The sequence below is a fragment of the Actinomyces oris genome (genome assembly GCF_001937445.1).
In the GTDB taxonomy this organism is placed as follows: Bacteria; Actinomycetota; Actinomycetes; order Actinomycetales; family Actinomycetaceae; genus Actinomyces; species Actinomyces acetigenes.
Genome location: NZ_MSKS01000023.1, coordinates 17,838 through 42,158, shown reverse-complemented (window position 1 = coordinate 42,158; position 24,321 = coordinate 17,838). Strand labels below are relative to the sequence as shown.

The 24,321-nt window shown below is 63.8% G+C and carries 22 protein-coding genes and 1 pseudogene; 9 read left to right on the top strand and 14 right to left on the bottom strand.

Annotated features, from left to right (window positions below; translation table 11 throughout):
• The first annotated feature begins 338 nt into the window (after nt 1-338).
• Nucleotides 339-755: a serine/threonine protein phosphatase gene (locus BKH20_RS07405; RefSeq protein WP_075390521.1), complete on the top strand. Its 417-nt coding sequence runs from the start codon at nt 339-341 to the stop codon at nt 753-755.
• 21 nt (nt 756-776) lie between these two features.
• Here BKH20_RS07405 and BKH20_RS07400 read toward each other — a convergent pair whose 3' ends face one another.
• Nucleotides 777-2,084: a multidrug effflux MFS transporter gene (locus tag BKH20_RS07400; protein ID WP_075390520.1), complete on the bottom strand. Its 1,308-nt coding sequence runs from the start codon at nt 2,082-2,084 to the stop codon at nt 777-779.
• A 128-nt stretch (nt 2,085-2,212) separates the two neighbouring features.
• Between BKH20_RS07400 and BKH20_RS07395 the strand changes: the two genes are divergently transcribed.
• Together BKH20_RS07395 and BKH20_RS07390 are read left to right on the top strand one after the other, a co-directional pair.
• Nucleotides 2,213-3,637, top strand: a complete 1,425-nt coding sequence (locus tag BKH20_RS07395; protein WP_075390519.1) for an ATP-binding protein — start codon at nt 2,213-2,215, stop codon at nt 3,635-3,637.
• Nucleotides 3,634-4,689, top strand: a complete 1,056-nt coding sequence (locus BKH20_RS07390; protein WP_075390518.1) for a tetratricopeptide repeat protein — start codon at nt 3,634-3,636, stop codon at nt 4,687-4,689. Before BKH20_RS07395 ends, BKH20_RS07390 begins: the two co-directional genes overlap by 4 nt.
• An 85-nt stretch (nt 4,690-4,774) precedes the next feature.
• Here BKH20_RS07390 and BKH20_RS07385 read toward each other — a convergent pair whose 3' ends face one another.
• From BKH20_RS07385 to BKH20_RS07360, 7 genes are all read right to left on the bottom strand, one after another.
• Nucleotides 4,775-5,533: an ABC transporter ATP-binding protein gene (locus BKH20_RS07385; RefSeq protein WP_075390517.1), complete on the bottom strand. Its 759-nt coding sequence runs from the start codon at nt 5,531-5,533 to the stop codon at nt 4,775-4,777.
• On the bottom strand, nt 5,530-6,102 hold the full coding sequence (locus BKH20_RS07380) for an iron chelate uptake ABC transporter family permease subunit (protein WP_081381648.1): 573 nt from the start codon (nt 6,100-6,102) through the stop codon (nt 5,530-5,532). Before BKH20_RS07380 ends, BKH20_RS07385 begins: the two co-directional genes overlap by 4 nt.
• Nucleotides 6,103-6,190: 88 nt before the next feature.
• Nucleotides 6,191-7,249 carry an ABC transporter substrate-binding protein gene (locus tag BKH20_RS07375; RefSeq protein ID WP_075390516.1) on the bottom strand — a complete coding sequence of 353 codons (1,059 nt, stop codon included), beginning with the start codon at nt 7,247-7,249 and terminating at the stop codon, nt 6,191-6,193.
• A gap of 178 nt (nt 7,250-7,427) precedes the next feature.
• Entirely contained in the window at nt 7,428-8,417 is a 990-nt protein-coding gene (locus tag BKH20_RS07370; RefSeq protein ID WP_256693081.1) for a hypothetical protein, read from the bottom strand.
• Entirely contained in the window at nt 8,378-8,521 is a 144-nt protein-coding gene (locus tag BKH20_RS14680; RefSeq protein WP_256693080.1) for a hypothetical protein, read from the bottom strand. The genes BKH20_RS07370 and BKH20_RS14680 overlap by 40 nt, the downstream gene beginning before the upstream one ends.
• A gap of 19 nt (nt 8,522-8,540) precedes the next feature.
• A complete protein-coding gene (locus tag BKH20_RS07365; RefSeq protein WP_075390515.1) occupies nt 8,541-9,257 on the bottom strand; it encodes an ABC transporter ATP-binding protein in 717 nt (238 codons plus the stop codon).
• Nucleotides 9,254-9,457, bottom strand: coding sequence for a hypothetical protein (locus BKH20_RS07360; protein ID WP_010615509.1), 204 nt, complete (start codon nt 9,455-9,457; stop codon nt 9,254-9,256). Before BKH20_RS07360 ends, BKH20_RS07365 begins: the two co-directional genes overlap by 4 nt.
• A gap of 626 nt (nt 9,458-10,083) precedes the next feature.
• On the opposite strand from BKH20_RS07360, the gene BKH20_RS07355 reads away from it, so the two are divergent.
• Complete coding sequence (locus tag BKH20_RS07355; protein WP_075390514.1) at nt 10,084-11,112, top strand: phosphodiester glycosidase family protein; 1,029 nt, start codon at nt 10,084-10,086, stop codon at nt 11,110-11,112.
• 1 nt (nt 11,113) lies between these two features.
• Complete coding sequence (locus BKH20_RS07350; RefSeq protein ID WP_256693079.1) at nt 11,114-12,508, top strand: bifunctional glycosyltransferase family 2/GtrA family protein; 1,395 nt, start codon at nt 11,114-11,116, stop codon at nt 12,506-12,508.
• 274 nt (nt 12,509-12,782) lie between these two features.
• Here BKH20_RS07350 and BKH20_RS14360 read toward each other — a convergent pair whose 3' ends face one another.
• Nucleotides 12,783-13,349 (bottom strand): response regulator, encoded by a 567-nt coding sequence (locus BKH20_RS14360; protein ID WP_430793389.1) that lies wholly within the window; start codon nt 13,347-13,349, stop codon nt 12,783-12,785.
• 150 nt (nt 13,350-13,499) lie between these two features.
• A pseudogene (locus BKH20_RS15060) lies at nt 13,500-13,685 on the bottom strand (hypothetical protein); the annotation flags it as partial.
• Here BKH20_RS15060 and BKH20_RS15055 point away from each other — a divergent pair.
• Nucleotides 13,651-13,791 (top strand): hypothetical protein, encoded by a 141-nt coding sequence (locus tag BKH20_RS15055; protein WP_430793390.1) that lies wholly within the window; start codon nt 13,651-13,653, stop codon nt 13,789-13,791. The pseudogene BKH20_RS15060 and the gene BKH20_RS15055 overlap by 35 nt on opposite strands.
• Nucleotides 13,792-13,849: 58 nt before the next feature.
• Here the strand turns inward: BKH20_RS15055 and BKH20_RS15050 are convergent, their stop codons facing one another.
• Entirely contained in the window at nt 13,850-14,389 is a 540-nt protein-coding gene (locus BKH20_RS15050; protein ID WP_430793388.1) for an IS110 family transposase, read from the bottom strand.
• Nucleotides 14,390-14,694: 305 nt separating this feature from the next.
• On the opposite strand from BKH20_RS15050, the gene BKH20_RS07340 reads away from it, so the two are divergent.
• Nucleotides 14,695-15,396, top strand: coding sequence for a hypothetical protein (locus BKH20_RS07340; RefSeq protein WP_346477206.1), 702 nt, complete (start codon nt 14,695-14,697; stop codon nt 15,394-15,396).
• On the top strand, nt 15,393-16,136 hold the full coding sequence (locus BKH20_RS07335) for a cupin (RefSeq protein WP_075390513.1): 744 nt from the start codon (nt 15,393-15,395) through the stop codon (nt 16,134-16,136). The genes BKH20_RS07340 and BKH20_RS07335 overlap by 4 nt, the downstream gene beginning before the upstream one ends.
• A 79-nt stretch (nt 16,137-16,215) precedes the next feature.
• Here the strand turns inward: BKH20_RS07335 and BKH20_RS07330 are convergent, their stop codons facing one another.
• Genes BKH20_RS07330 through BKH20_RS07320 form a run of 3 tightly spaced genes read right to left on the bottom strand, consistent with a single transcriptional unit; the run spans nt 16,216 to nt 22,338 of the window.
• Nucleotides 16,216-17,280 (bottom strand): PD-(D/E)XK motif protein, encoded by a 1,065-nt coding sequence (locus BKH20_RS07330; RefSeq protein WP_081381647.1) that lies wholly within the window; start codon nt 17,278-17,280, stop codon nt 16,216-16,218.
• A gap of 2 nt (nt 17,281-17,282) precedes the next feature.
• Nucleotides 17,283-20,051: a Z1 domain-containing protein gene (locus BKH20_RS07325; RefSeq protein WP_081381646.1), complete on the bottom strand. Its 2,769-nt coding sequence runs from the start codon at nt 20,049-20,051 to the stop codon at nt 17,283-17,285.
• Between the two features lie 4 nt (nt 20,052-20,055).
• Entirely contained in the window at nt 20,056-22,338 is a 2,283-nt protein-coding gene (locus BKH20_RS07320) for a DUF262 domain-containing protein (RefSeq protein ID WP_081381645.1), read from the bottom strand.
• 576 nt (nt 22,339-22,914) lie between these two features.
• Between BKH20_RS07320 and dcm the strand changes: the two genes are divergently transcribed.
• Nucleotides 22,915-24,264: a DNA (cytosine-5-)-methyltransferase gene (gene dcm, locus BKH20_RS07315; protein WP_075390509.1), complete on the top strand. Its 1,350-nt coding sequence runs from the start codon at nt 22,915-22,917 to the stop codon at nt 24,262-24,264.
• The last annotated feature ends 57 nt before the right edge of the window (nt 24,265-24,321 follow it).

Below are 24,321 nucleotides of genomic sequence, written 5' to 3'. Positions count from 1 at the left end.
CCGGCGAGGACTGCGCTCTCCTGCAGACGACTGAGGTCCCGCCCGCGAGTTCTGTGAACGCAGTCCTCGTCAGTACGTTCTCGATCAGCCCGCCCAGCCCCACGCACCTCCGAAAGTGTCACGATTGGCGACTTTTCAGAGTCCACCAGCCTCGACCCGCCACACTCCCCCTCCCCACAACCAGCCCTGACCAGCCCCAACGTCCGCATCCCCCTCAGCAAGAGAGCCAGCAGATGCCGTACCACCCCCGGAAAAGTCGCCAATCGTGACACCAGTCCACAGAAGCGACAGCCCTGCACCGGTGTGGCGGCGTTCGCCAGCCCGGTAGCCTCGCGAGTATGAGCGCTCCCCACCCGCAAGCAGGCCTGCCCGATCCCGAGGACGTCTTCGACCACCTGCGCCACGAGGACGGCGAGCACGTGGGCTATATCGAGATGAGTGCGGACGGCCGGTTCATCCCGTATGACCGGCTGTGGGTCCGACGCGGCGAGGCCATGGAGCTCGACGAGGCCGAGGCGGTCCTGGACGCGATCGGTCTGCGGCTCCTGGCGGAGGACTGGCTCCTTGAGGAGGACGATCCGCAGACGGGTGAGGAGGGCTGGGCCCGGGTCAGGATCCGCGAGATCCACCGGGACCGCGTCATCGTCGCCAGGGCGGTGGAGGACCTGTCGGCCACCGGCATCGCCAAGTCCGTGGACCTCATCGGCGCCATCGAGCTTCCTCTTCCGACGACGCGGCTGCGCTCAGCCTCCTGAGTGCGCTGCCGGCCAGAGCCGTTACTGGCCCAGGCGCTGCTGTCGGCGCTCGCTCGCCTGGGCGGCCAGGCGCTGCTTCTCGCCCCGCTCGCGCAGGCCGAAGACCGCCAGGACATTGGCGACGGCACCGACGGCCACGATGACGACGCCGAAGGCCGCCCCGCTGGCCTCACCGGTCAGCCCCACCAGCGGGCTGACGAGTCCGCCGACGACGAACTGCAGAAAACCGAGCAGCGCGGAGCCGGTTCCCGCCCACCGGCCGGTGCGGTCGAGCGCGAGCGCGGGGGCGTTACCCACCGACAGCCCCAGACAGGCCACGTGCGCCAGGAAGAGGGCCACGACCGCCACCAGCAGCGGCATCCGCTCCGGCCCGGTCACCGGCTCGCGCAGCCACATGAGGCAGACCGCGGCGAAGACCGTGTCGACGACCAGCCCCGCAATGAGTCCGACCCGCACCTGGCGGGCCTGGGAGAAGCGGCGTACCAGAGACGCCGCCACTGCGATCGTCACCGTGACCGTCGTCCCGCACAGTCCGAAGACCGCCGTATAGGCCACCGTTCCCATGCCCAGCACGTTGCGCAGCACGAAGGGAGCCGCGGACAGGTAGGCCATGAGCAGCCCGAAGGACAGGGCATTGATGAGCAGAAGGCGCACGAGGACGTGATCGCGGGCCAGCTCGCGGGTGCCGTCGAGCAGCATCCGTAGGCCGCCGTCGTGTCGCTGCTCGGCGGGTAGGGACTCGGGTACCCAGAGAAGGACCATGACCACGAGCAGCCCGGTGAAGGCGGCCACGACCCCCAGGATGCCGCGCCACCCGACGGGCTCGACGAGCACGCCCCCGAGAATCGGCGCCACCACCGGGGCGATGCCCTGAATCGCCATGACGACGCTGAGGGCCCGGGCGGCGGTGATCCCACGGGAGCGGTCGGAGATGACTGCCCGGCCCAGGACCATCCCGGCCGCTCCCCCGAGCCCCTGGAAGAAGCGGGCAATGAGGAGAACGGGCAGGCTCGGGGACAGGGCGGCGCCGATGCTGGCGGCCAGGGCGAGCACGCTGCCCCACAGCAGCAGGGGAGGTCGGCCGACGCGGTCGGACAGGACCCCGATGCCCAGCTGGCCGAGCGCGATGCCTACGAGGAACGTGGTCATCGTCAGCTGAACGCTGGAGGCGGAGACACCCAGGTCGTCGGCCATCTGGGCGAAGGCCGGCAGGTAGGCGTCGGTGGCCAGAGGTGCGACGGCGGCGAGCGCGGCCAGGGCGATGAGAAGCGTGGCGGGGAAGGTCGTCCTCAGCCCATGGTCGGGCGGGGCGGCCAGTGTAGCTGTCATGGCCTGAGAGTACGGAGATTTCCGACCGAGGCGTCAGCACACACGTCCGTGATGCGGTGCACGGAGCGAAAGGCGTTCCACACAGTGACACCAGCACCCGCGTCACTGTCCGCCTCTAGACTGACCGAGTGACCGACCCACTGATTGCTTCTTTGACACGTGCGGTGGAGGCCGCTCCGGACGACGTTCGGCTGCGCACCCATCTGGCTGAGCTCCTCATCGGGGTCGGTCGAGGCGCTGAAGCGGTGACTCACTGCGCCATCGCCCTTCAGCACGCCCCCACCGACGAGGCCGCCCGAGCCCTCATGTCCAGGGCGCTCTCGCCGCAGGCCGCCCAGGCGCCCGCCGAGAGGACGGCCGGCACGGCGGCAGAGCCGGCTGCCGAAGCGCCAGTGCCGGCCGAGGCCTCTCACCCCTCACCGCCGCCCTCAGCGGCCACCACTCCCCCAGCACCCACCCCGCCACAGGCCCCGGCGGCCACCGGCTCGACGACGCCGGACGGCACCGGGAGCACCGGCGACTTCGACTGGCGGCGGGCCGAGGAGGACCTCGGCGGCGGACCGGCCGCACCTTTCGTGTCCTCGGAATCCTCGCAGTTCCCCGGGTCCTCCGACGCCGACCCGGCTCTCTCCGAGCCCCGTTCGGTCCAGGCCGACGGCCCCGGCGCCCCCACGGACTGGGAGGTGGAGCGGGCCGGCGTCCGTCTGGCCGACGTCGGAGGCATGACCGAGGTCAAGAACCGGCTGGAGGCGTCGTTCCTGGCCCCGATGTGCAATCCCGAGCTGCGCCGGCTCTACGGCAAGAGCCTGCGCGGCGGCCTGCTCCTGTACGGCCCGCCGGGGACGGGCAAGACCTTCATCGCCCGCGCCGTGGCCGGTGAGATGGGAGCCGGGTTCCTGTCGGTGACGATCTCCGACATCCTCGACCCCTATATCGGCAACTCCGAGACCAACCTCCACAACATCTTCCAGCAGGCACGCAAGCACGCCCCCTGTGTCCTCTTCCTCGATGAGCTCGACGCCATCGGCATCAAGCGCTCCCTGGCACGCAACTCGAGCATGCGCAGCACCGTCAACCAGCTCCTCGAGGAGCTCGACGGCGTCAGCAGCGACAATGATGGCGTCTACCTGCTGGCCGCCACTAACGCCCCCTGGGACATCGATCCGGCGCTGCGCCGGCCGGGGCGACTGGACCGGACCCTGCTCGTCCTGCCCCCGGACGAACCGGCGCGCGCCGCGATCCTGCACACGCACCTGCGCGAACGCCCCGTGGAGGGCATCGATCTGCAGGCCCTGGCGCGGGCCACCGAGGGGCTGACCGGAGCGGACCTGTCACACGTGTGCGAGTCCGCCGCTGAGAACGCGCTCATGGACTCAGTGCGCACCGGCCGGCCTCGGCTCATGAACATGAAGGACATGTACGCGGCCCTCAAGGAGGTTCGCCCCTCGAGCGGCCCCTGGTTCGAGACCGCACGCGCCGTCGTCGAGTACGCCGACGTCTCCGGGGAGTATGCGGAACTGCGCGAGTGGATGAAACGACACCGCATACTATGAGCGACGACGTCTACCGTCAGGAGATGGACCGGGCCGACTGGCTCATCGACGCCGGCCAGTACGAGCGGGCCATGCAGATCCTGACCCGTTTGCTCGCCAACTACCCGGACGAGGCCGGCTCCATCTATATGGCGCTGTCGTCCGCTCACGGCAGCGCGAATCGCCCCGAGGAGGCTGAGGCCGCAGCACGCCGAGCCGTCGCGGCACTGCCGGACAGCCCCGACGCCCACCGGCTTCTGGCCTGTTCCCTGATCGACCAGGACAGGGAACCGGAGGCGGAGCGTTCTTTGAGGACCGCCCTGGACCTGGACCCGGAGGACAGTCAGCTCTTCCATCTCATGTCTATGACGATGGCCGGGATGGGGCGAACGGAGGAAGCCACGTTCTACGCGCGTGAGGCAGTCCGGCTCTCGCCGGGCTCGGCCGGTCACCACACACTTCTGGCACAGGTGCAGATGGACACCGACGTGCAGGCGGCGGAGGCCTCCTTGCAGGAGGCGCTCGCCCTGGAACCCGCGCACGCCGACACTCTCCTCCACCTCGCGCAGCTGCGCCAGAACCAACGGGACCATGTCGGTGCGGCCAAGGCCGCCGCCGCATACGCGGCTCACACCTCTGATCCGCTCCAGGCGCGTGCAGCCGTTGACGCCATCTTCTTAAGCACTGTGCGAGCCCTTCATCTCGGCTTGATCGCATGCATCGCGCTCATGCTCATGTCAGCCGCTTTCGTGTGGCTGGTGAACCTGCCCACGTGGCTTCTTCTGCTGCCCCTGGCCCTGTGCGCAACCCTGACCTTCCGGGTGGTGGGACGACGGGTACGGGCACTGCGTACCGCCTTCGCCGGCCGCGGCCGGATCATGACGCGCTCCTTCATCCGACGTCACCGGCTCGCCACCGCCTGGACGCTGCTGCTCCTGCTCACGTGGCTCGCTCTCGGTGCGGGCACCATCGAACTCCTCATGGGCGGTATCGCCATCCTCGCCGGGGCTTTCGGGATGGGGATCCTGCTGCTGATCGGCGGCTTGATCGCCGCCCGTCTGTCGATGGACTGACACCGACCCCCTCGGCGAGACGTCCAGCAGGGCGGCGCGCGCCCCAGCCGCGCACCGTGCAGCCGGCTCACGACGACGAGCCGTCTCAAGCCCCCTGCTCGGCCTCGGGGGCGACCATGACGTGGTCGCCGTCGGGCACGATCCGCACTCGCAGCCCGTAGACCTCGGCGAGGATGTCGGGCTGAAGCACCTCGGCGGGCGATCCCTCGGCGCGGATCGTCCCGCCGGCGAGGATGGCGAGGCGGTCGCAGAAGCGGGCCGCCAGGTTGAGGTCGTGCAGGGCGACGACGGCGAGGCGCCCGGTGTCCCGGTGACAGATCCGGCGCACGTGGGAGAGCACCGAGACCTGGCGGCGCAGGTCGAGTGCGGAGGTGGGCTCATCGAGCAGGATGAGGTCGGGCTCGCGCACGAGCGTCTGGGCCAGGGCGACGAGCTGGCGCTGCCCGCCGGAGAGCTGGCCCAGTGGGCGGTCGGCCAGCTCGGCCACCCCGAGCTCGTCCAGGGCGCTCCAGGCCAGGTCGATGTCGGCCCGGCTCGTGTGCCAGGTCATGTCGTGCCGCGAGGCGGTAAGCACCGACTCCAGGGCGGTCAGGGCGGCGTCGCCGGGCAGGCCCTGCGGCATGTAGCCGATCATGCCGCGCAGGTCGTGGCCCCGGTGCCCGGCGAAGGTCACCTCCCCCAGGTGGCGGCGCAGCTGGGCCACGCAGGTGACCAGGGTGGACTTGCCGGCGCCGTTGGGGCCGAGCAGCCCGACCGTCTGGCCGGTCTCCCAGGTGGCGTCGACGCCCTTGAGGACGGCCCGCCTGCCGTAGGAGAAGGTGAGGTCGTTCAGGATGAGGCTCATGAACCGCTCCTGACCGCCGAGCGCTGGCGTCCGAAGATGATGGTGAGGAACACCGGCACACCCACCAGGGCGGTCAGGATGCCGACGGGCACGGCGACACCCGGCACGATGAGCTGGCTGGCGGTGTGGGCCGCGGTCAGCAGGATGGCGCCGGTGGCCACCGGCAGCACGAGACCCGTGACGATGGCCAGCGCCGCCCCCAGGGCCGAGGCCACCGAGATCCCCAGGGTAAAGGGCTCGGCCAGCGGGTTGTCGAGGATCGTCTGCATCTGCACGCCGGCCAGGGACAGTGCCCCGCCCACCAGGACGGCGAGCAGCGCCGGCGGCAGGCGCAGATTGATGACGATGTTGGCGACCCACGGGTCGTAGTCGGCGTCGAAGAGGGCTCCGAGTACCTGGGCCGGGCTGAACCCCAGGGGCCCCACCATGAGGGCCACGAGGAAGACGGCCAGAAGCAGCGCGGCCAGCCCCATGAGCATCGCGACTCGCCACGCGGTTCGACGGCGGTAGGAGGCGTAGGCCGACACCGCCGTGTCCGTGGGCGCATCGCCCCGCCCGTCGGCCTTCATCGTCGACGCCGCACCGCCCAGTACCCGGCCAGTATCGGACTGGTGCGCTGCGTCGTCTTCGGAAGGAGCCGTGACGTTGGGGTCCCCATCAGATGGCGGCGAAGAAGACGCCCTCGGCCTTCCAGGGCATGTGCTGCTCGTGGAAGTCTTTCCAGACCTTGGCGGGGTCGACGTCGGAGAAGGCCTGGATCTGGTCGTAGCCGGGCTGGTTCTTCAGTTGCTCCGGACTGGCCTTGGCGGAGGCCTCGTCGGCCTTGTAGCCGAGGTGGACGTAGCTGGTCTGGGCGGTGTCCTTGATCTTCTGCTGCTGCCACTCGCCGCCGGTGGCGATGATGTTCTGGGGGTTGGAGGCGATGACCTGCTCGGGGGTGAGTACGCCCTCCTCGCCGGGCAGAAGGCTGTCGGCGATGTTGGTGCCGCCGGTGGCGGTGACGATCGCGCCGAGGTTCGCGGTGGAGTAGGTGGCACCGGGGTCGTTGACACCCGGGCTGCGCCACAGGAAGGTGGTGGGCTTGGAGGACAGGGACTTCGCCTTGGCCACGATGGGGTCGACCTGCTTCTTGTAGAAGTTGACGAAGGTCTCGGCCTCCTTCCGCTTGTCGAAGACGGCACCCATGAGGGTGACCGAGAGGACGGTGTTCTTCACCGGATCGCGGCGGATGTCGGTGACGACATAGGTGATCTTCTGGCCGTCCAGTTTCTCGAGGTAGCCCTTCTCCTTGGCGGAGTTGTAGGCGTCCAGGGTCATGATGAAAACGTCGGGCTTGTGGCTCACCAAGGTCTCGATGGGCAGGCCATCCTTGGCAATGTTGCCGATCTTCGGCAGGTCGGCGGCCTTGGGGACCACGGAGAGGATCTTCTCGTAGAAGTCGGGGGCGGCCTTCTGGAGGTCCTCGCCCCAGGCGACCACCTTGTCAATGGGGTTGGTCTTGTTGAGGAAGGCCAGGGAGTAGACGTGGCGGGACTCGCTCAGGACGATCCTTTTGGGCTGGGCGCTGAAGGTGACCTTGCGGCCGACGACGTCAGTGACCTCGGAGGCGCCCGCCGAGGCGCCGGCGCTGGAGTCCTTGCCGGCGCGGGAGGCGACTCCGCAGCTGGCGAGGACGGCGGTCAGTGGGAGGGCTATGAGCAGGGTACGACGGCGCATAAGAGTTCTTCGGTGAGGCGAGGGCGAACACGAAGCACCTAGAACCTTAGGGTCACCTCAGTTAATTTTCTAAAGGATGACGTTTATTTTTAGTAAGGTCGCACAAACCTCACGGGAGGTATGTGGGGTTGGCACAGGGGCGCCGATCGCGACGAACTGCACAGACCCCACGAGGCAATTACGGCACGAGCGCATGGACGACTATGACAGCGAGCAGTGCCGCGGCCGGAGGAAGGTACTTGCGCGGGTGACGCATGACGTCACGTTCAGACTTCCAGCCCGTCAACGGCCAATAGACCTCCAGAAGGACTGCGGTCGACGCCCCGGCAAGTGAGGCTGCCAGTCCGGCTGCAACCGCCTCCGCGAGGCCGCCTCCCAGCCAGACGACCAGCGCGCCCACCAGACAGTTGGATATCAAGTACAATAGCGTGAGGTCTCTGGCGTGGGCCGTGAAGACCCGCCTCGATCCGGGCGCGGCCATCACCACCGCGCGAGTGCTGAGATAGCGGGAGAAGTAGGCGTTCAACGGCGTGTTGACGACAACGAAGGCCATGGTCATCGGAATGCTCAGCCCACGGCCGGCCATGACGTAGGTGAAGACCAGAGCGACCACAAGCATTATGAGAGTGTTGACCTGCGTGGTGCGCACAGTAGCCAACTCACCGAGGACCAGGCTGCGGCGGCTACGGACGGTTCCCACCTGCGTTCGGCGCACCCGCAACCCATCGGTGCAGCCGAGCGTCGCCACGACGCAGACGGCAAAGAGGAGGGCCGAGGCCGCGGGCGCGAACCACCACAGGAGTGTCCCAACGACGAGAGCCCCACCGGCTGCCCAGCGCAGCCCGATCCGCTCCCCCGCCCACAGGGCCAGCCCCAGCGACGAGGCTCCGAGCCCGACGACGACCATCTCCACGGCCGTCGTCGTGACAGCGCCCGCCTGGGAACTCGGGCCACCTCTCCCGCTGTCGGCCAGCAGGATGAACAGGGTGATGGGCACGACCGCTTCGAGAAGGATGACGGCGTCGGCCACAAGACTGGTGGCTCGGGCGAGCTCATCGCGTCGGAGCGGGAAGCGAGCCAGGTCGTCCCAGCGGCCGGAGCCGATCCACGTCGAGGCGATGGTGGCCGTCAGGCCGACGGCGGCCAGGACCAGCCCGGTGACCGCCATACGCGGGTTGACGCGGAGATCGGCGACACCCCGAACCAGGCGGCCAGGGCGCACAGGATGGCGGCACCCAGGACGGTCTGACGCCCCACGAACTGCCCGGTCACCGCCCTCAGGGCGGCTCGGCTAACTGACCAGTGCCGCCACGGCATCGGAGTCCTCGGGGGTGGTCAAGGGGCCGGTCATCCGGCCGGCGGAGAGCACGTAGAGGCGCCGGGTACAGCGAGTGAAGGACTCGGCGATGTGGGAGCTGAGCAGGACCGAGCGCCCGGATGCGGCCGCGTCGCTGATGCTGCGGTAGAGGAACTCGGTGGCGGCGAAGTCGAGGAAGTCGACGGGCTCATCCAGGAAGAGGAGGGGCGTGGTCAGGTAGAAGGCGGCGATGAGGTTGGCCTTCTTCCGTGAACCGCTGGAGAGACGGGAGAAGGAGGTGGTCCGGTAGCGGCCGTAGTCGAAGCCTTCGATCAGCTCCTCGAGGCGGCCACGGTCCGGACTCAGGCGATAGGCGTACTCGAGGAAGCCGATGAAGGCCTCCAGGCTCCAGGTGGGGAAGGAGGAGTCGTCGGCGAGGCTGAGGTAGCGGGCGGCCTTGAAACGCTCGTCGCCCGGACGCACCTCCCGGCCCCGGTAGCGCGGGGCGCTCAGGCGCGCCCCGCGGTGGACGTCGCACAAGGAGGTGAGCATCGTGGTCTTACCGGCACCGTTGAGGCCGATGAGCCCCACGGCCTCGCCGACTTCGAGGGTGAAGGAGACATCAGTGAGAACCGGGCGGCCGCGCTCGTACCAGGCGGACAGGCCCTCGACCTCGAGGAGGTGGGCCGGGGCATCACCGACGGCGCTCATGAACTCGGGGGCGTGCGGTCGTCTCGACCACGGCCCCGACCGTCGGAGGATGAACGGGCCAGCTGGATCAGGAAGAGCGCTGCAACAGCGATGGCGATGACCATGGCCGAGGTGTCTCCCCGCCGGAAGGAGACGACGGCCACCATCACGTTGAGCACCACAACCACAATGCGGATGATGCGCAGAGTCCGTTCCGACAATACGACCTCCTCCTTTGCCGCCGATTCTCACGATGGGCAGCAGCCACCCGCCCTGTCCCTTCACTGTAGGCGCAGGCCAGGACCCTTGGAAGGATTTCAGGGACCATCTCCGCGCAGGACTCTCACCCTCCGGGAGTATTGACGCCTGACGCGCCGCCATTCCCCGACGTCGTTCTGACCGGCTCTTGGGCAACCGGCACGATGTCGGAGGGCTGTGGCATGGTGGGGAGGCCTTCAACGGCGGGTCTGCCCTGGCACCTTCCTGCTTGATTCAGCAGGGTGTCGATCCACCGGAAGGAGGCGAAGGGGTATGCGTGACCGTCTTCGGCATGCGGCACAGAAGGATGCTGAACAGCGCAGAACCCCGACGTGGTGCGAGATTGTTGGCTCGCTCGCAGCCGCCGTCGGAGTCCTGATCAGCTTGATTCAGCTTCTGAGGGGCTGAGCCCCTTCGGGAGCCGCCCGGATAGCCGCCGGGTGGCTCCCTCTCATTGTGCCTCGGGACCGGCTCGAGTGTCCATCGCAACATCCCAGCGCTCGTGGGGCCACCACGCCCGCTGCGGCTTCACAGGAGACCCACAAGGTCAACCTACGCCCGGCACACACGGCGCCGACACGGTTGAGTCATGCACAGCTCCGACACCCTCAGCCCGCCCGAGTCGCCCCAGTCCGGCCAGGACCACGACTCCGGCCGGCGCGACCGCTCCTCGACGTCCCGCAAGCACCCACGCCGCCGCTTCCTCCTGGGCGGCGCCGCCGTCCTGGGGCTGGCCGCCACCGGTACCAGCGCCTGGGCGCTCAACCGCTTCGTCATCGACCACGTGGAGGTCGGCGACGTCACCGCTCTGGAGGCCAAGGCGCAGAACACGGCCGCCTCGGCGACCCCGGCCACCAACGTGACGGTCGGGGACAACTCCTACTCCTCATCCAACACGACCATCGGGATCCAGCAGGTCTCCACCGGCTCGGGCAACGACACCGTCACCTACTACGTGGCCGACATCAAGCTCACCAACGCCACCGACCTGCGCAGCGCCTTCGCCAACAACTCCTACGGCACCAACATCGTCGCCAAGCCCAGCACGATGGCCTCCGAGCACAACGCGATCCTGGCCATCAACGGCGACTACTACGGCTTCCGCAGCGACGGCATCCTCATCCGCAACGGTGTCATCTACCGCGACAGCGGCACGCGCGACGGTATGGCCTTCTACAGCGACGGGCGCGTGGAGGTCTACGACGAGACCACCACCAAGGCCCAGACGCTTCTGGACGCGGGCGTGTGGAACACGCTGTCCTTCGGGCCGGCGCTGGTCAACAACTCCAAGGTGCTCTCCGGCATCGACCAGGTCGAGGTGGACACCAACGTCGGCAACCACTCCATCCAGGGCAAGCAGCCGCGCACCGCCGTGGGGTGGGTGGAGACGAACCACCTCAAGCTCGTCGTCGTCGACGGCCGCAACGAGGGCTACTCGCGCGGCGTGACCATGAGCGAGCTCGCCCAGATCATGGCCGACCTGGGGTGCGCCTGCGCCTACAACATCGACGGCGGCGGCTCGTCGGCCATGTACTTCAACGGCTCGATCATCAACCAGCCCTCCAACGGGGGCGAGCGCGACACCTCCGACATCCTCTACATCGCGAACGGAGCCTGAGATGAGCGGCACCGACAACCTCACCGGCACGGCCCAGACCCCGAGGACCCCGGCGACCGCGCAGGCGGTCACGCGCCGCTCCTCCTACCAGCAGTACCCGCAGTCCTACCCGACGGCGTACCCGACGACGCGGCTGAGCCGCTCCGGCGGCGAGCAGGCGACCGCGCGGATCATCGTGGGCGAGGCGCCCCGCCGGGTGGGACAGACGCAGGGCCGGGCAGCCGGGAACCGCACGGCCGCGGCGACCTCGCCGCGCATCCTGCCGCGGGTCATCGCCCCCGCGAACCGGACCTCCACCAACCAGAAGACGGGCAACCGGACGACGGGCAACCGCCCGGCGGCGCGGACCGGTGGTACGCCTCGCCCCCGGGCGGCGGTGGCGCTCGTGGTCCTCATCCCGGCCTACAAGCCCGATGAGCGCCTGGCCGTGCTCGTGGCGCGCCTGCACGGGGCGCGCCGGGACTGCGCGGTGCTGGTTGTTGACGACGGCTCGGGGCCGCAGTACGCGCCCTTCTTCGCCGCCGCCCGCGCCCGCGGCGCCCAGGTGGTCAGCTACCCGGTCAACCAGGGCAAGGGCCAGGCGCTGCGCACGGGCCTGGCCCACGCGGCCGCCACCTGGCCCGACGCGGACGTGGTGTGCGCCGACGCCGACGGGCAGCACACGCCCTCGGACATCGAGGCCGTGGCCGCAAGGGTGCACGAGACCGGGCACATGACCCTTGGGGTGCGGCGCTTCACCGGGCCGGTGCCGCTGCGCAGCCGGATCGGTAACGACGTGACCGCCCTGCTGTTCCGGGGCGCGACCGGCTGGAGGCTGGGCGACACTCAGACGGGCCTGCGCGGCTACCCCGCCGGACAGCTGGCCTGGCTGCAGGAGGTGCGCGGCGACCGCTACGAGTACGAGCTCTCCGCCCTGCTGCGCGCTCACGAGCTGGGGATGGTGGTGGAGCAGGTGGAGATCGCCACGGTCTACGAGCCGGGCAACACCTCCTCCCACTTCCGGCCGTTGCAGGACTCGGCGCGGATCTATGCTCCGCTGCTGCGGTTCATGGGGGCGTCGCTGGCGAGCTTCGGGATCGACTGGCTGGGGGTCATGGTCATCTTCGCGATGACCGGCAACCTGCTGGCGGCGGTCGTGGGGGCGCGGCTGGTGTCCGGGACGGCGAACTTCTTCATGAATCGCCGCGTCTTCCGGGCGCGGCGCGGCACCGTGGTGCGCACGGCGGTGCGCTACGTGATCCTGGCGGTAAGCCTACTGGCGACCAGCTACCTGGTGCTCAAGGCGCTCACCACGGTCGGGATCCCGCTGGGGATCGCCAAGATTCTCGGCGACGGGGCCATCTACGTGGCCAGCTATGTGGCGCAGCGCCGGCTGGTCTTCAAGGAGCGGGGGTGAGATCAGCCCGCCGGGGCCCGGCGGGAGGCTCCTTGGATAGCCGTGTTCTCGGAGGCGATGTGCCGGCGTCGCCCCCGAGGGCACGGCTCTTGAGCAAATTTTGTCCATATGGGACGACTTTGAACGCACCGATCGCCGGAACGCGACTACGCAAGACGCCCTGACCTGCGAAAACACAAATCTGGTTGTGCGAGTGAGCCGTCAAAGGCGTCCCGTATGGACACTTTTCAGCCGAAGACGCCACTCGCCTCAGGCAGTGTCGCAGGCAGCAGCCTCAGCGGGAGCTGATGAGGCCGGACTCGTAGGCGGCAATGACGAGCTGGGCGCGGTCGCGGGCGCCCAGGCGGGCCAGGAGTGCGGTGATGTGGCTGCGGCAGGTGGCCCGGGTGATACCGAGCTCGACCTCGATCTCAGTGTTGGACAGGCCCCGGGCGATGAGCAGGAGGACCTCGCGCTGACGGGGTGTGAGGGCCTCGATATCACTGGCCCAGGTACTACGGGGGGCGCTGGCCGACGCCGTGCGCGGCATGCGGGCCACGAGGCGGGCCAGCACCTGGGGGCTGAGCAGCGACTGCCCCTCGTGGACGGTGCGCACGGCGTCGACGAGGGACTGCGGGTCGGTGTCCTTGAGCAGGAAGCCGCAGGCGCCGGCGCGCAGGGCGCCCAGGACGTAGTCGTCGATCTCGAACATGGTCAGGATGAGGACGCGCGTGGCCGCGAGCGCCGGATCGGCGCAGATCCGGGTGGTGGCCTCGATACCGGTCAGGCCGGGCATCTGGATGTCCATGAGGATGACATCGGGGCGCAGCTCGGCAGCCAGGGCGAGGACGGCCTGGCCCAAGGCGGTTTGCCTTGGTCGCGTTTGCGTTGGTAGTAGGCCTGGGAGACGGGGTCGGAGCGCAGTGAGGCGAAGGCGGAGGGGAACATGGCGCGCTTGAGCCTCTTGTTGCCGCCGTGGGAGACGCACCTCGCCACGGATCGATGAGCCGGAGCGGCGTGTGACGGGAGCGAGCCCGGCGTAGGAGGCTAGCTGGGCGCCGGTGCCTGGAGGTCCTTGGCCAGGGTCTGGGCCAGCAAGGACGGCGGCGGCCGGGACCCCTGATCCCGGGCACGTGTGGTCAGGACCTGGCACATGAGAGTGGGTGCCCGCCAGGGTCACCGGCCTGGGCGGCGACATCAGCCCGCTGAGCGCGTGGGGCGATGAGCTGCCTGGCCAGGTGAGGCAGCACCACTGCTGCGGCGTCGGTGCCAGCGACCACCACGCTCTGGCGCTCCAGGGCTGAGACGATCTGGCCGGCCCAGGTGGTGTGCCGCCTGCACCCGCGGGCCTTGAGCCTGGCGTCAATCCTTGTCCTGCCTGCGCGTTTCAGGTCGGCTGGGGTGGGCCAGGCGGCGACGGGCCTCCAGGGGCGGCGTCGTGCACCCGGCCAGGGCCCCACCACGGCCTCCAGGGCGGGGCGGGGTCTGGGTGAACGACTGGCCCCGGATCCGGTTAGCGCTCTGGTTGACCTGGCGGGTCAGGTCCAGGTCGAAGCCAGTCAGCACGCTCAGCGCCGCGGCCTCCTCGTCCGAGGCGTTGATGGCTCTCAGGGTGTGGGGTATGGTCCTGGCCGCGCCGGCGATGACGGCCGCGTCCTTGGCGTCGGTCTTGGCGCTGCCCGGTGTCAGGTCGGCGATGCGTCGCATGGACAGTCCGGGCAGGTATCCCACGGTGATGCCCATGTCCTGAGCCACCGCCACCGCCAGGGCCCTGCTGGTGGCAGGCGGATCAACCACCATCAGCAGGCTCCCGTGGTCGGCCAGCTTCTTGTAGAGAGCACGCAGGCGCTCCTCGTCGTTGGGCAGGGCCTTGTCGAAGACCTTCCGCCCGTCCCGGCTCAGGGCCGTGGCCCAGTGCTCGCTCCTTGCCGACGCCCGATGCCCATGAAGACCTCGATATCCATCTCTCCTGCCGCCTCTCGGTCAAGTTGATACGGGGCCAGCCGGTGGACGACAGGTCCCGCACCCACGTATGCGTTAGACCTCTACCGTTTTGCGGTGGGTCGTTCCCCTTATCAGCGGTCACCAGCGCCCGGCTGCCGCAGGTGACTTTCGCCCCCGGATCATCTAAGGACAGGGGCAAGACACCCGTGCCCACAGCAACTGGCCCAGCCCCGGACCACCCAGGACCACCAACAAGGTAACGGGTGCTCGACGGCCCGGACGCGCACCCCTCGCGCACGGCCCGAGGTCACCTGGGTTGGGTGGCCTCGGGCGCAGGAATCAGTCGGCGACGAGTGGCTGAGGTGCTCGACGTCGTCGGGCTGAGCGATGCAGCCAGGCAGCGGGTGCGCACCTTCTCCCTAGGAATGGGGCAGCGGCTGGAGCTGGCGGCCGGTGACCCGGATGCGCCGTCGCGGCTGGGCGACGTCGGCGTCATTGGGCTGTACGTGGGGACGACGGGGATCGTGGTGCTGGGGACTGCGACGGTGCTGCTGGCGACGGCGTGGGCGGGGACTTTCGCGCTGTGCCGGCACCTGCTGGGGTCGAGCGTGCCTTTCGAGCCGGTGCCGTGGTGGATGCTGACGGGGATCCTGACGTGGTGGGTGTTCTCGGCGATGGCGTCGATGGCGCTGGCGATGGCGACGCGCAGCGCGCTGGTGTCGATGACGGTCCTCGTCGCGATGTCGACGATGATCTCGCCGGGCGTGCTGCTCATCAGGTCTACGGATGCGGCCCGGTTCCTGCCGGACACGGCGGCGGTGCGGCTCATTGCGAGCCCGACGACGCTCAACTACGACCGGCTTGTTGAGCTGCTGTCGATCCCGATGGCGGCCGCCGTCTGTGCGGCGTGGGCGGGCGGTTGCGCGGCGGTGTGCTGCTGGGTGTGGATGAGGCGGGACGCGTGAGCGGGACCGGTGCGACCAGCAGGGTGAGGGCCGCCGCAGGGGCGGCGACCGTCTGGGGGCGTGCGCTGCGCGCGGAGCTGGTGAAGGTGGTGACGCTGCCGGCGATGTGGTGGTCGGCGGCGGTGGCGGGCGCGGCGGCGGTCGCCACGGTGATGTCGGCCCTGCAGAACGTGGTGGATGGGCGGGGCTTCGGATTCGAGGAGGTCGCTCCGACATGGGCGCTGGCGGTGCAGATCGGCTTCGTGGCGGCCGGGGTGGCCGCGGCAGGTGCCGAGCACTCCACGGCGCAGAGCGTGACGAGTCTGCTGGTGACGCCGGCGCGGGGGCGGCTGGCGGTGGCGCGGCTCATGGTGCTGACCGGTACGGGACTGGTGGCGGCGAGCGTCCTGGTCGGGGCGAGCCTGGCGGCGTGTCCGACGATGTCGACGGCGGCGCTGTGGGCGGCCGGGAGGACCGTGGTCTGGTTGACGGCGGTGCTGCTGCTGGCGGCCGGGCTCGGTGCGGCGCTGCGCAGCGTCATTGGTGCGTCGACGGCGGCCGTGGTGCTGGTGATTCTGGCGCCGCAGCTGGCCGTGTTCCTGGGCGACGCCGCCCGCTGGTTCCCGGGCCAGGCGGCCCAGATCTGGCTGGCGGCGGACGCATCGCAGGCGGACGTCACCTCTGCCGGGCTCATCATCCTGGCCTGGACGACGGCCGCCCAGACGGCCGGCATCGTCCGGCTGGTACGGGCGGATGCGTGAGGATCGGGACGCCGCGAGTACGAGTTCGGGCGCCGCCCATCAAAGCCAGGGGTGGGAGCGGGTGAGGACGCCTTCGTCTCTATTCATCGAAATCAGTAAGAGCATCCAGAACCGCCGACCATCCAGAAATCGGATTAGCGCTGTCTATAAAATCCGGCAAGACAATATCGAACGACACACTATCTCCCACAACATGGGAGTGCCTGTGAACATCTGCACTACGAAGAAGGTCAATCCTATCGTCGGTGAGATCGTACATCCTCACAAACCCGACCTGAAACGGGCGCCGAAGAGCTTCCTCCGAGTTTACCCCGTTCGCATCGAAAACAAAGTTCTCACCACAATAGCGGCAAGCCGACTGAACCAAATCCTCCCAGACAAGATCAGGAAGTTCGGCCCGCAGCCCCTTCAAGATACCCTCGACTGTACGCCCTTCGACACCAATCGGCAGCCATTCAATACCCACAGAGAGCAGGAATAAGCGCGACTCAAACTCGCCATCACCCTCGGGAACACCCGGCTCAACTTGATACCACCCTTGAATGTGATGCCGGCTGGTCCCTTGCGTCGTAGCCTTAACCTCAACGCCAACGTCACCAAGCACAAAATCTCTGCAAGAACGAGAGTAGCCTCTCCACACCCCAGAAATCTCGCCGTCTGAATAGCATCTCGACTTGACTAACTCGTTCAGCAACAAAAGCTCCGCAGCAAGGCCTGTAACGGAATTTACACTTCTACCTCCACCCCTAAACGCCATAGCAATGAGGCGCTCCGTGGCAGTAAACGCCTTCTGAGCGTCCACATCGATACCCTGCCTTAAAAGTTCCGCCATGACAGCAGCAAACAGTGCATCCACATGCTCACCCTTAGGGAATACAATTCTATTGGCACACACAATCGAGCCGGATTCATCCCTCCAAGAATCCAATTCCATCCGTCGGGCGACAGAATCAACCCGAGTTTCCAGGCACTCTTCTGAAATAAACAGCTCAAGTCGACCCCGGCTATCACGCGCGTACGCAAGCCTACGGCTATCACCAACCCAATGTATAAAACGCTGATCCCGTCCTTCGGCATACCGAGCCGCGGAAACCGCCTTCCTTAGCACCTCAAACGTTGCATCTCCATCGAGAAGACTACACATACCTATACTCGATTTCTGTTGTTTGCAGCACGCACATAGTCAGGCCCTCCGGCAGGAATACTCATAGCGATCGACACCGAAGCCTCACCCTCACCTCGCTCAATCAACTGGAAAAGAACAAGACCTGGTTCACCTTCACAACGTGTCCCGTCATCAAACCTCCGAACGGGTTGGTCCAAAACAATCGCATCGAATACATCGTCGCCGGAATATCCGTGCACGAGTGCGCGTCTAGCACCCCAGTCTGTCTCCAACTCGCTTCCAGCAACCTTCCTTTGCATAGGTTTGACCGGGATGCCATAGCGCTTGGACAGCTCCGAAAGCGGTCCCATATTTATAGGGGTACCTGACCCATACTTCAAGGCAAACCTGAATCGTGGTTGTTTCAAATTCTTTGACGACCAGCATTTGAGGTTCCATCGCTGAGGAGGATTCTCGTCGGTCATGAGCCCGTCCACTTTGCGCCCAATGCTGGCCGCCCACAATCTTAGATATGCAGCTAAGGAGTATGGCGACCTATGCGCTAGGCAAGTCCTAGAGCCATTTACTTCCGGAGCTCGATACAAAGGGAAATAGACAGATTCTATCGGATCGATACCAACCAACCTGGCCGCCGCGTTCCATTTCCTTAACTCATCATCCTCCAGGCCATGATATTTATACCTTAGCCCCTCAAGCACATCGACCACCGTCGTAAGTGGATACTCTGTCGAAGTCACCAACCCGCTAGAAGAACCCACCACACCAGCATCTTGCGCCAAGAACAAATCTCGCAGAAGGCGCTGATTCTCGAAATCGTTAGTTGGACTATTCATGTACCGAACAACTGGCCTGCGACCGGGGGAGAGTGTCTTCGTTACTAACGATGACACCTTGTTTGTTGAACGATAATTCTTCCCTTGAAGAACCACCACACTCGGGAGCCGAGATTCATCAGCACGCATCGCGTGAATCACTTGCTGCCTGATAACTCGGTCAGCGTCCGCATATTCTGAGAACAGTTTCAACTGTTCTCGAGTAAGGTAGACGCGACAAAGGTCCAAAGTCTTTCCTCGATACCCGAACCACCTCTGCATCTGCATCTGAGTGTCGGCGACCGGACTGTTCGATGACCGGAGAAATAACGTTGTAAGTAGTCCTTCCAGAGTCAGACCACGAGACATCACATTACCAGAGATAAAGATAGACGACTGGTTAACTGGAGGATGCCATATGCCGAGACTATCGACCCTCGCCTCGAACTGAGGACGTTCGTCTGATTCTGGACGACTATTGATGACATCGATCCTGGTGCTTGGAATAATCTCTCTTCTGATCACCTCTTCGACCTCGTCCCAAGTTGGTGCATCAACGGGATCAAACCTACCAGTGTACTCGCGCGCAATCTTCGTCGCAGACGTACGATAGTCGTCATACTCATCTATCCAAATGTGACGCAGAACTTCAAGATCATTGATAACTCCCTCACCAGCCCTCCCTCGCTCTCCGTCCCACCAACGGTTGATTATATTCTTCACATTAAAGTGATCATCTAACTCAGCCGACGGATGAATCAACATCGACGTGACAGGCGCTACCTTGTTTTTGACTTCATTCAACGATTGGAATGTCATGCCGGAAGCGGTACTCGGCCCGAACTTGCCTGACCGAATTGACGATATCGCCGCACCTACGATGTACGCACGCAGCGCCTGTTTGAGTAGCTCCTCGTCGACACAATCCGCAGCAGTAGACGCTGCCCTGTCTGCTTCGTCTGTATTATCGTTCCCACCGTCATCATGCACGCTAAATTCATCGATCACCCTACAGAAGCACTCAGAGAGAGCACCATAGAAGACGTCCGCTCCAATGTACCAATTTTTTACTTTGCCTCCATTGTAGGTGATCTCCCGAGGAGACAGCATTCCTGAAGCTCCTGGCGTGCGCAACGCCGCGACAAAGTCTCTCGGAACCAGCGGGTTTTCGGTGTTCTGAAGAAAATTAGCCTGGGGTGTCGCCGTGTAGGCAATGTAGGTCGAATATACATGCTCTGCTTTGGTCTTCGTTGGTATAGCGTTATCTGCCCACAGATCAAGGATACCGAACGGAATTCTTTTGATCTCCTGTACTGAGTCACTATCGAGTTTCACTTGATCATCGGCTATGGATGCGTCGTCCGCTTCATCGTCGATAACAAGCATATTGACGTCTACACCGCACTTAGCCGCAGCCGGGAACACATTATTCTCAAGAATGCGACTAATTGAAGAAAGATGGTTAACCTCTTTCATCACAACAAACACGAGCGGAGTACTTTTCTTAAATGCTCTCTCCGCTCGTCTTTGGTTGATGGCATAAGCCCCCTGCACCGAATAACGTTCACTTTCAAGACGCAGCGACGGGATAAACACACATGATCCCAGAGACGGGCTGCTGCCTAGTAGTTGAGAACGCACTCGGTCCATGGTCTGTCGCCATAATGCTGTCTGTCTCCCAGCAAGCAGAACGATAACATTCACACCCCGATCAAGTGCGCGTGCCATCAATCCGATCATTGATGCTGTCTTACCAGACTGGATGGCGCCTATGACAATTCCACTTCGATAACGTGAATCAGGCCAATGAGGATCCCGAACGGGCAATATTGCTCTGTCACAGATATAGGCAGAATCATCTTTAATGACCTGCGAGCTTGGGTACTCATAGTTGTCGAGTGTCTGATTGTAGCGCTCCTGCCAACTTATGCCCATGCGTGTAAAGTTTTCTTCTGCCGAGACCGCAGGAAGAACCATTTACTTACCGTTCCTCTTCGTGACTCAAGTATGCTAACTCTACGAGTCCAGACGTTCCAAAGACTCTCCGTAAAGTGTTGTCTGCCTCTTCCACAGAGATACCTAGAACCTCAAGAAACTCCTTTACAACCTTCCCGATGAACTGCCACTGCTGCCGAGATTGAGTTTTACTCGGTCGCTTCCATGCTTTAGAAGCGTTCTGAATAGCGTAAATCGCATCCTCAACGTTGTCTTCCAACTTTTCATTACGGACGCTATACGCTGCGGCTAGAGCGATGAATGAAGACACCAGTTGCAGTTCTTGCCACCTACCTCCGGTTTTGAACGGGGCACTCCACGTCTCATCAGGAAGGATCTGGTGTGCATCAATCGCTCCATCGAGCATTTCCATGACTTTAAGGATGCGATGGCGGTCCCTCAGCGGATCATTCGGATCCTCCTGGATTCGCTTTAGAAGCGCATTGATTTGGTTAGCCGTCGATCTTCCTCCTATACCTCCGTCTTCGACAAGGAGCGCGGCAACAACCCAGGACAACGCCTTGGTACGCTTGTATCCCGCGGTTTTCATCGCGTAAATTCCATTAGGATCTCCCAACGCTTCCCCGGTCGAAGAGATTTGTGCCCACGACTCCATAAGGAATGGGGCAACTTTTTCAGGCTCGTCAGCATCGCCGCTCGTCACCAGCAGTGCGCGCATGAAGTCTAACTCATGATAAGCGGCGTTTCGAATTTCTTCGGCATTGAGGCGTTTACCCTGCCGATTGTACAGACTGAACACCTCATGGATTTGCCTGCTGGATGCTTCGCTGTAGATAATTACAGGGATGCGGTACTTTGATTGCCTTTCGAAAAGGTCTCTGACCTTTTTAGTCTCGTCTGCAACAGGGATTGTCAGCATTCGAATTTCTGAGTAGTACCGCCCCTGAACCTGCTCGAGTTCACCCACCAATGTGGACCTACTTCCCTTTCTGAGGGGAAACGGGAAGTACATCGTCCGCTCAACCGCTGTGGTAAGTCTCATTGTTTCATGAGCACGCCATTCTTTCTTAAAACGATTGGCGTAATCGCTTTGGAAGCAGTCAATAAGATCATCTTCGTCGACTCCCCACTCTTTAGCTTTGGCTCTAACATTACCCAAGGCGCGTGGGTGCGCAGCCGTGAACCTAAGAATGGAAGTCAAGCGCTGCTTCCCATCAATAATCTCGAAATGATCACCCTTACTGTCGTTGGTTTTCAATAGGATCACGGAAGGAAGCGGGATTCCTCTCAGGATAGACTCGATAAGTAACTGCGCATCTCCTGTCGGCCAAACATCAGCTCTTTGGTAGGAGGGGGATAAGTTGAGATCCCCCTCATTTGCATGCTCACGAAATTCAGTAATAGGCCATACGCTGGCTTCGGCTATGATAGGTCCACTGGTTTCGACTTCTTGAGAGTCCTCGACCTCTTCCCATTTTTCATCCCAGTCAGCCGAAGCCGTCGCTAGTGTAACGGTACCCTCGGTCTCGTCTTCTAGGGCGTCGATGAACTCCTCACGTAACTCATTTGCTTTTTCTAGTCTGTTTAGCAAAGTCGTCAATAGTTCTTCGGTGGGTGTATTGTCTGGATTTTTCAGTCCAAGAAGCCTTGCCAATGACCTGTCCGCAGCCGCTGTTGAAGTTATGTCGATCTCCTCAGGAAGATGAAGCCATCCTTGCACATCGGCAAGGAGACTGCGCCAGCATCCCTCTGTCATTTCATCGACAGAAATGGCATTAGCGCTGTTGGTTACCTCCACTCCCTTAGGCGTTGGCCCAGCTTGCATCAGCCCCTTAATCTGCTCAAGGATGTCGACTTCCAATTCTGAGATTGCGTCCTGCATACTCATCTCCTCTATGTTGTTCCATTTTGGTGCCGGATTCACCGCCATAATGTCGCGAACAAAAGCTCGCCAGGGTCGTTCACCCGATTTTAACTGTAGCCTTACAGCGGAATCAATTAATAGATTTAGTCCTTTTAATGTCACCGTGTCACCGGCTGATACACAGTCAGCGTCCCAAGTAACTGCCAACTTTTCAGCAATGAGTCGTCCACATTCGCCTTTTCCGGCAACGTCGCCGAGGTCAAGGCCAACGAATCGCCCCATCGCGATCAGCGCCGATTTCTTTTCCTTGCTTCCAGGACCTAACGGCTCAGCCGGCTGATTCCCAAGAAAGTACATCCTTGCGACGGCGTTGGCCTTGCTCGTCGCACTTTGGTAACAAGGAGACTGTAAACGAATCGTGGTTTCGGATTCATCAACTACCATTGTTGATTACCTTAACTGAGGGGACGGGATTAGGGTAGTTCTAGTATATCACGACAGACTTGCTCGGTAGCACTTATCGCATGGAGTTGTATTGTAGTGTAGTCACACTGATTCCGTCATGCGATTGGTTTTCGTTTCGATGCAGGAGTCGTATTGTCCCCATAATGCTCCCTCCCTCCTAGACCTCAGGACGCTATGTAGACGCCAAACTGATCCTAGTCCTGCTAAGCACTCCGCCACTGGACGTTGACCTGAATGTAGCTGCACAGACCATCATAGGTTCGTTCTTCTACCCCAGGTTGACTCAACGATAGGTGCGACCGGCGCGGAGCAATTCGCGACAACGACATCACCGCCGCCACACTGGTTCCGCTAGTGATCACGTTTTTCTCCAGCTATTCGACCGTTCAGTATCGCTGTGACGCCGCTCAACTGAGTGAGACGGGCTACTTGCAGCGCTTGGTTGCATCGCACCGCCTCACACATAGGCAATACCTTTCAATGACGATCTTGTGATCTTCTGCGATGTCGTGCGGCTCAGCCAGCTCTTCGCTCCCAGCCGGTTAAGCTTAGCCGGTGGATACCTCCCCCTTCTGCTACGTGGACCTGTTTGCCGGAATCGGTGGCTTCCACGCCGCTCTTTCTGGGATGGGCGGCCGGTGCACCTACGCGGTCGAGATCGACAAGGACGCAGCCCGAGTCTACGAGCAGAACTGGGGCATCGACGCCCTTGGTGACATCACGGTCGACGCTAACGACGATGGCGTGTCCGGCAGGATCCAACCCCACGACATCCTTGCCGCAGGGTTCCCGTGTCAGCCCTTCTCCAAGTCCGGTTTTCAGGCTGGGATGCTGGACGAAGTGCGCGGCACGCTCTACTTCAACATCCTCAAGATCGTTCAGGAACGTCACCCCACGGTGCTTCTCCTCGAGAACGTTCGAAACCTTGCTGGGCCGCGCCACGCCCACGAGTGGGCGGTCATTGTCAAGTCCCTGAGGAAGGAGAGGTATCGCATCGCAAGTACCCCCGCCATCCTCTCGCCGCACCAGCTCGGCCCAGAGCGGGGAGGGCGGCCCCAGGCCAGAGAACGAGTCTTCATCACTGCCACGTATGACCCTGAAGGTATCGAGTCAACGGCCCCCCAGCCAGTAGCCAGGCCCAACGAGCTGTACGCCGATGAACCAGTCGACTGGAAGATAGCCGACTACCTGCTCGCTGACGTCGAGGGCTACGACCTGTCGAGGACTGAGAAGAACTGGATCAACGCCTGGGACAAGTGGGTGAAGCGCTTCCGAGACAATCACCCTGGAGAGAACCCACCGGGGTTCCCCATCTGGGTCGACGCCTGGCAGACGATCGAGGACCTGGAGATCCAGATTGAGTCGGGAGAGCTCGATAACGTTCCCGCCTGGAAGATGAACTTCCTACGCAAGAACGCGCAGCTCTTCACCGAAAACTTGGCCTGGTGCAAGGCTTGGATAACCACCTCAGGTGTGAAGAACTTTCCGCCGTCGCGCCGTAAGCTCGAGTGGCAGGCGCAGGACATCGAGTCCCTATGGGACTGCCTCATGCACTTCCGTCCGTCAGGTCTGCGTGTGAAGCCTCCCACCTACGTTCCCGCGCTTGTCGCCATCACACAGACCAGCATCGTCGGGAAGGAACGTCGCCGGCTGGCACCTCGAGAAGCAGCCCGCCTTCAGGGGTTCCCGGATGAGTTCTCCTTTGCCGGCCAACCCGACGCCAAGACCTACAAGCAACTGGGGAACGGCGTCAATGTAGGCGTGGTCTGGAACGTGCTCAAGATGCACTGTGACCGCGACCGCCGCATCCTCGACTCGACAGCGTCCGGCCGCCGTATCCTCAATGCGGTAGATGCCGCTCCAGCAAGTCCTGACGAGGCGGTCCGCAAGTTACTGACGAGGTGAAATATGCAGCCCGCGCTATCGGATGATGGCTCGTCCGACCCGCTGCACGCTCCCGAA

What these genes read in the sequence shown, in the direction of transcription:
- BKH20_RS07320 (WP_081381645.1), bottom strand. Translation starts at nt 22,338, where the DNA reads ATGGTAGTTGATGAATCCGAAACCACGATTCGTTTACAGTCTCCTTGT.
- BKH20_RS07380 (WP_081381648.1), bottom strand. Translation starts at nt 6,102, where the DNA reads ATGAAGGCCGACGGGCGGGGCGATGCGCCCACGGACACGGCGGTGTCG.
- BKH20_RS07400 (WP_075390520.1), bottom strand. Translation starts at nt 2,084, where the DNA reads ATGACAGCTACACTGGCCGCCCCGCCCGACCATGGGCTGAGGACGACC.
- BKH20_RS07350 (WP_256693079.1), top strand. Translation starts at nt 11,114, where the DNA reads ATGAGCGGCACCGACAACCTCACCGGCACGGCCCAGACCCCGAGGACC.
- BKH20_RS07370 (WP_256693081.1), bottom strand. Translation starts at nt 8,417, where the DNA reads ATGGCGGTCACCGGGCTGGTCCTGGCCGCCGTCGGCCTGACGGCCACC.
- BKH20_RS07355 (WP_075390514.1), top strand. Translation starts at nt 10,084, where the DNA reads ATGCACAGCTCCGACACCCTCAGCCCGCCCGAGTCGCCCCAGTCCGGC.
- BKH20_RS07405 (WP_075390521.1), top strand. Translation starts at nt 339, where the DNA reads ATGAGCGCTCCCCACCCGCAAGCAGGCCTGCCCGATCCCGAGGACGTC.
- BKH20_RS07365 (WP_075390515.1), bottom strand. Translation starts at nt 9,257, where the DNA reads ATGAGCGCCGTCGGTGATGCCCCGGCCCACCTCCTCGAGGTCGAGGGC.
- BKH20_RS07375 (WP_075390516.1), bottom strand. Translation starts at nt 7,249, where the DNA reads ATGCGCCGTCGTACCCTGCTCATAGCCCTCCCACTGACCGCCGTCCTC.
- BKH20_RS07385 (WP_075390517.1), bottom strand. Translation starts at nt 5,533, where the DNA reads ATGAGCCTCATCCTGAACGACCTCACCTTCTCCTACGGCAGGCGGGCC.
- BKH20_RS07330 (WP_081381647.1), bottom strand. Translation starts at nt 17,280, where the DNA reads ATGTGTAGTCTTCTCGATGGAGATGCAACGTTTGAGGTGCTAAGGAAG.
- BKH20_RS07325 (WP_081381646.1), bottom strand. Translation starts at nt 20,051, where the DNA reads ATGGTTCTTCCTGCGGTCTCGGCAGAAGAAAACTTTACACGCATGGGC.
- BKH20_RS07390 (WP_075390518.1), top strand. Translation starts at nt 3,634, where the DNA reads ATGAGCGACGACGTCTACCGTCAGGAGATGGACCGGGCCGACTGGCTC.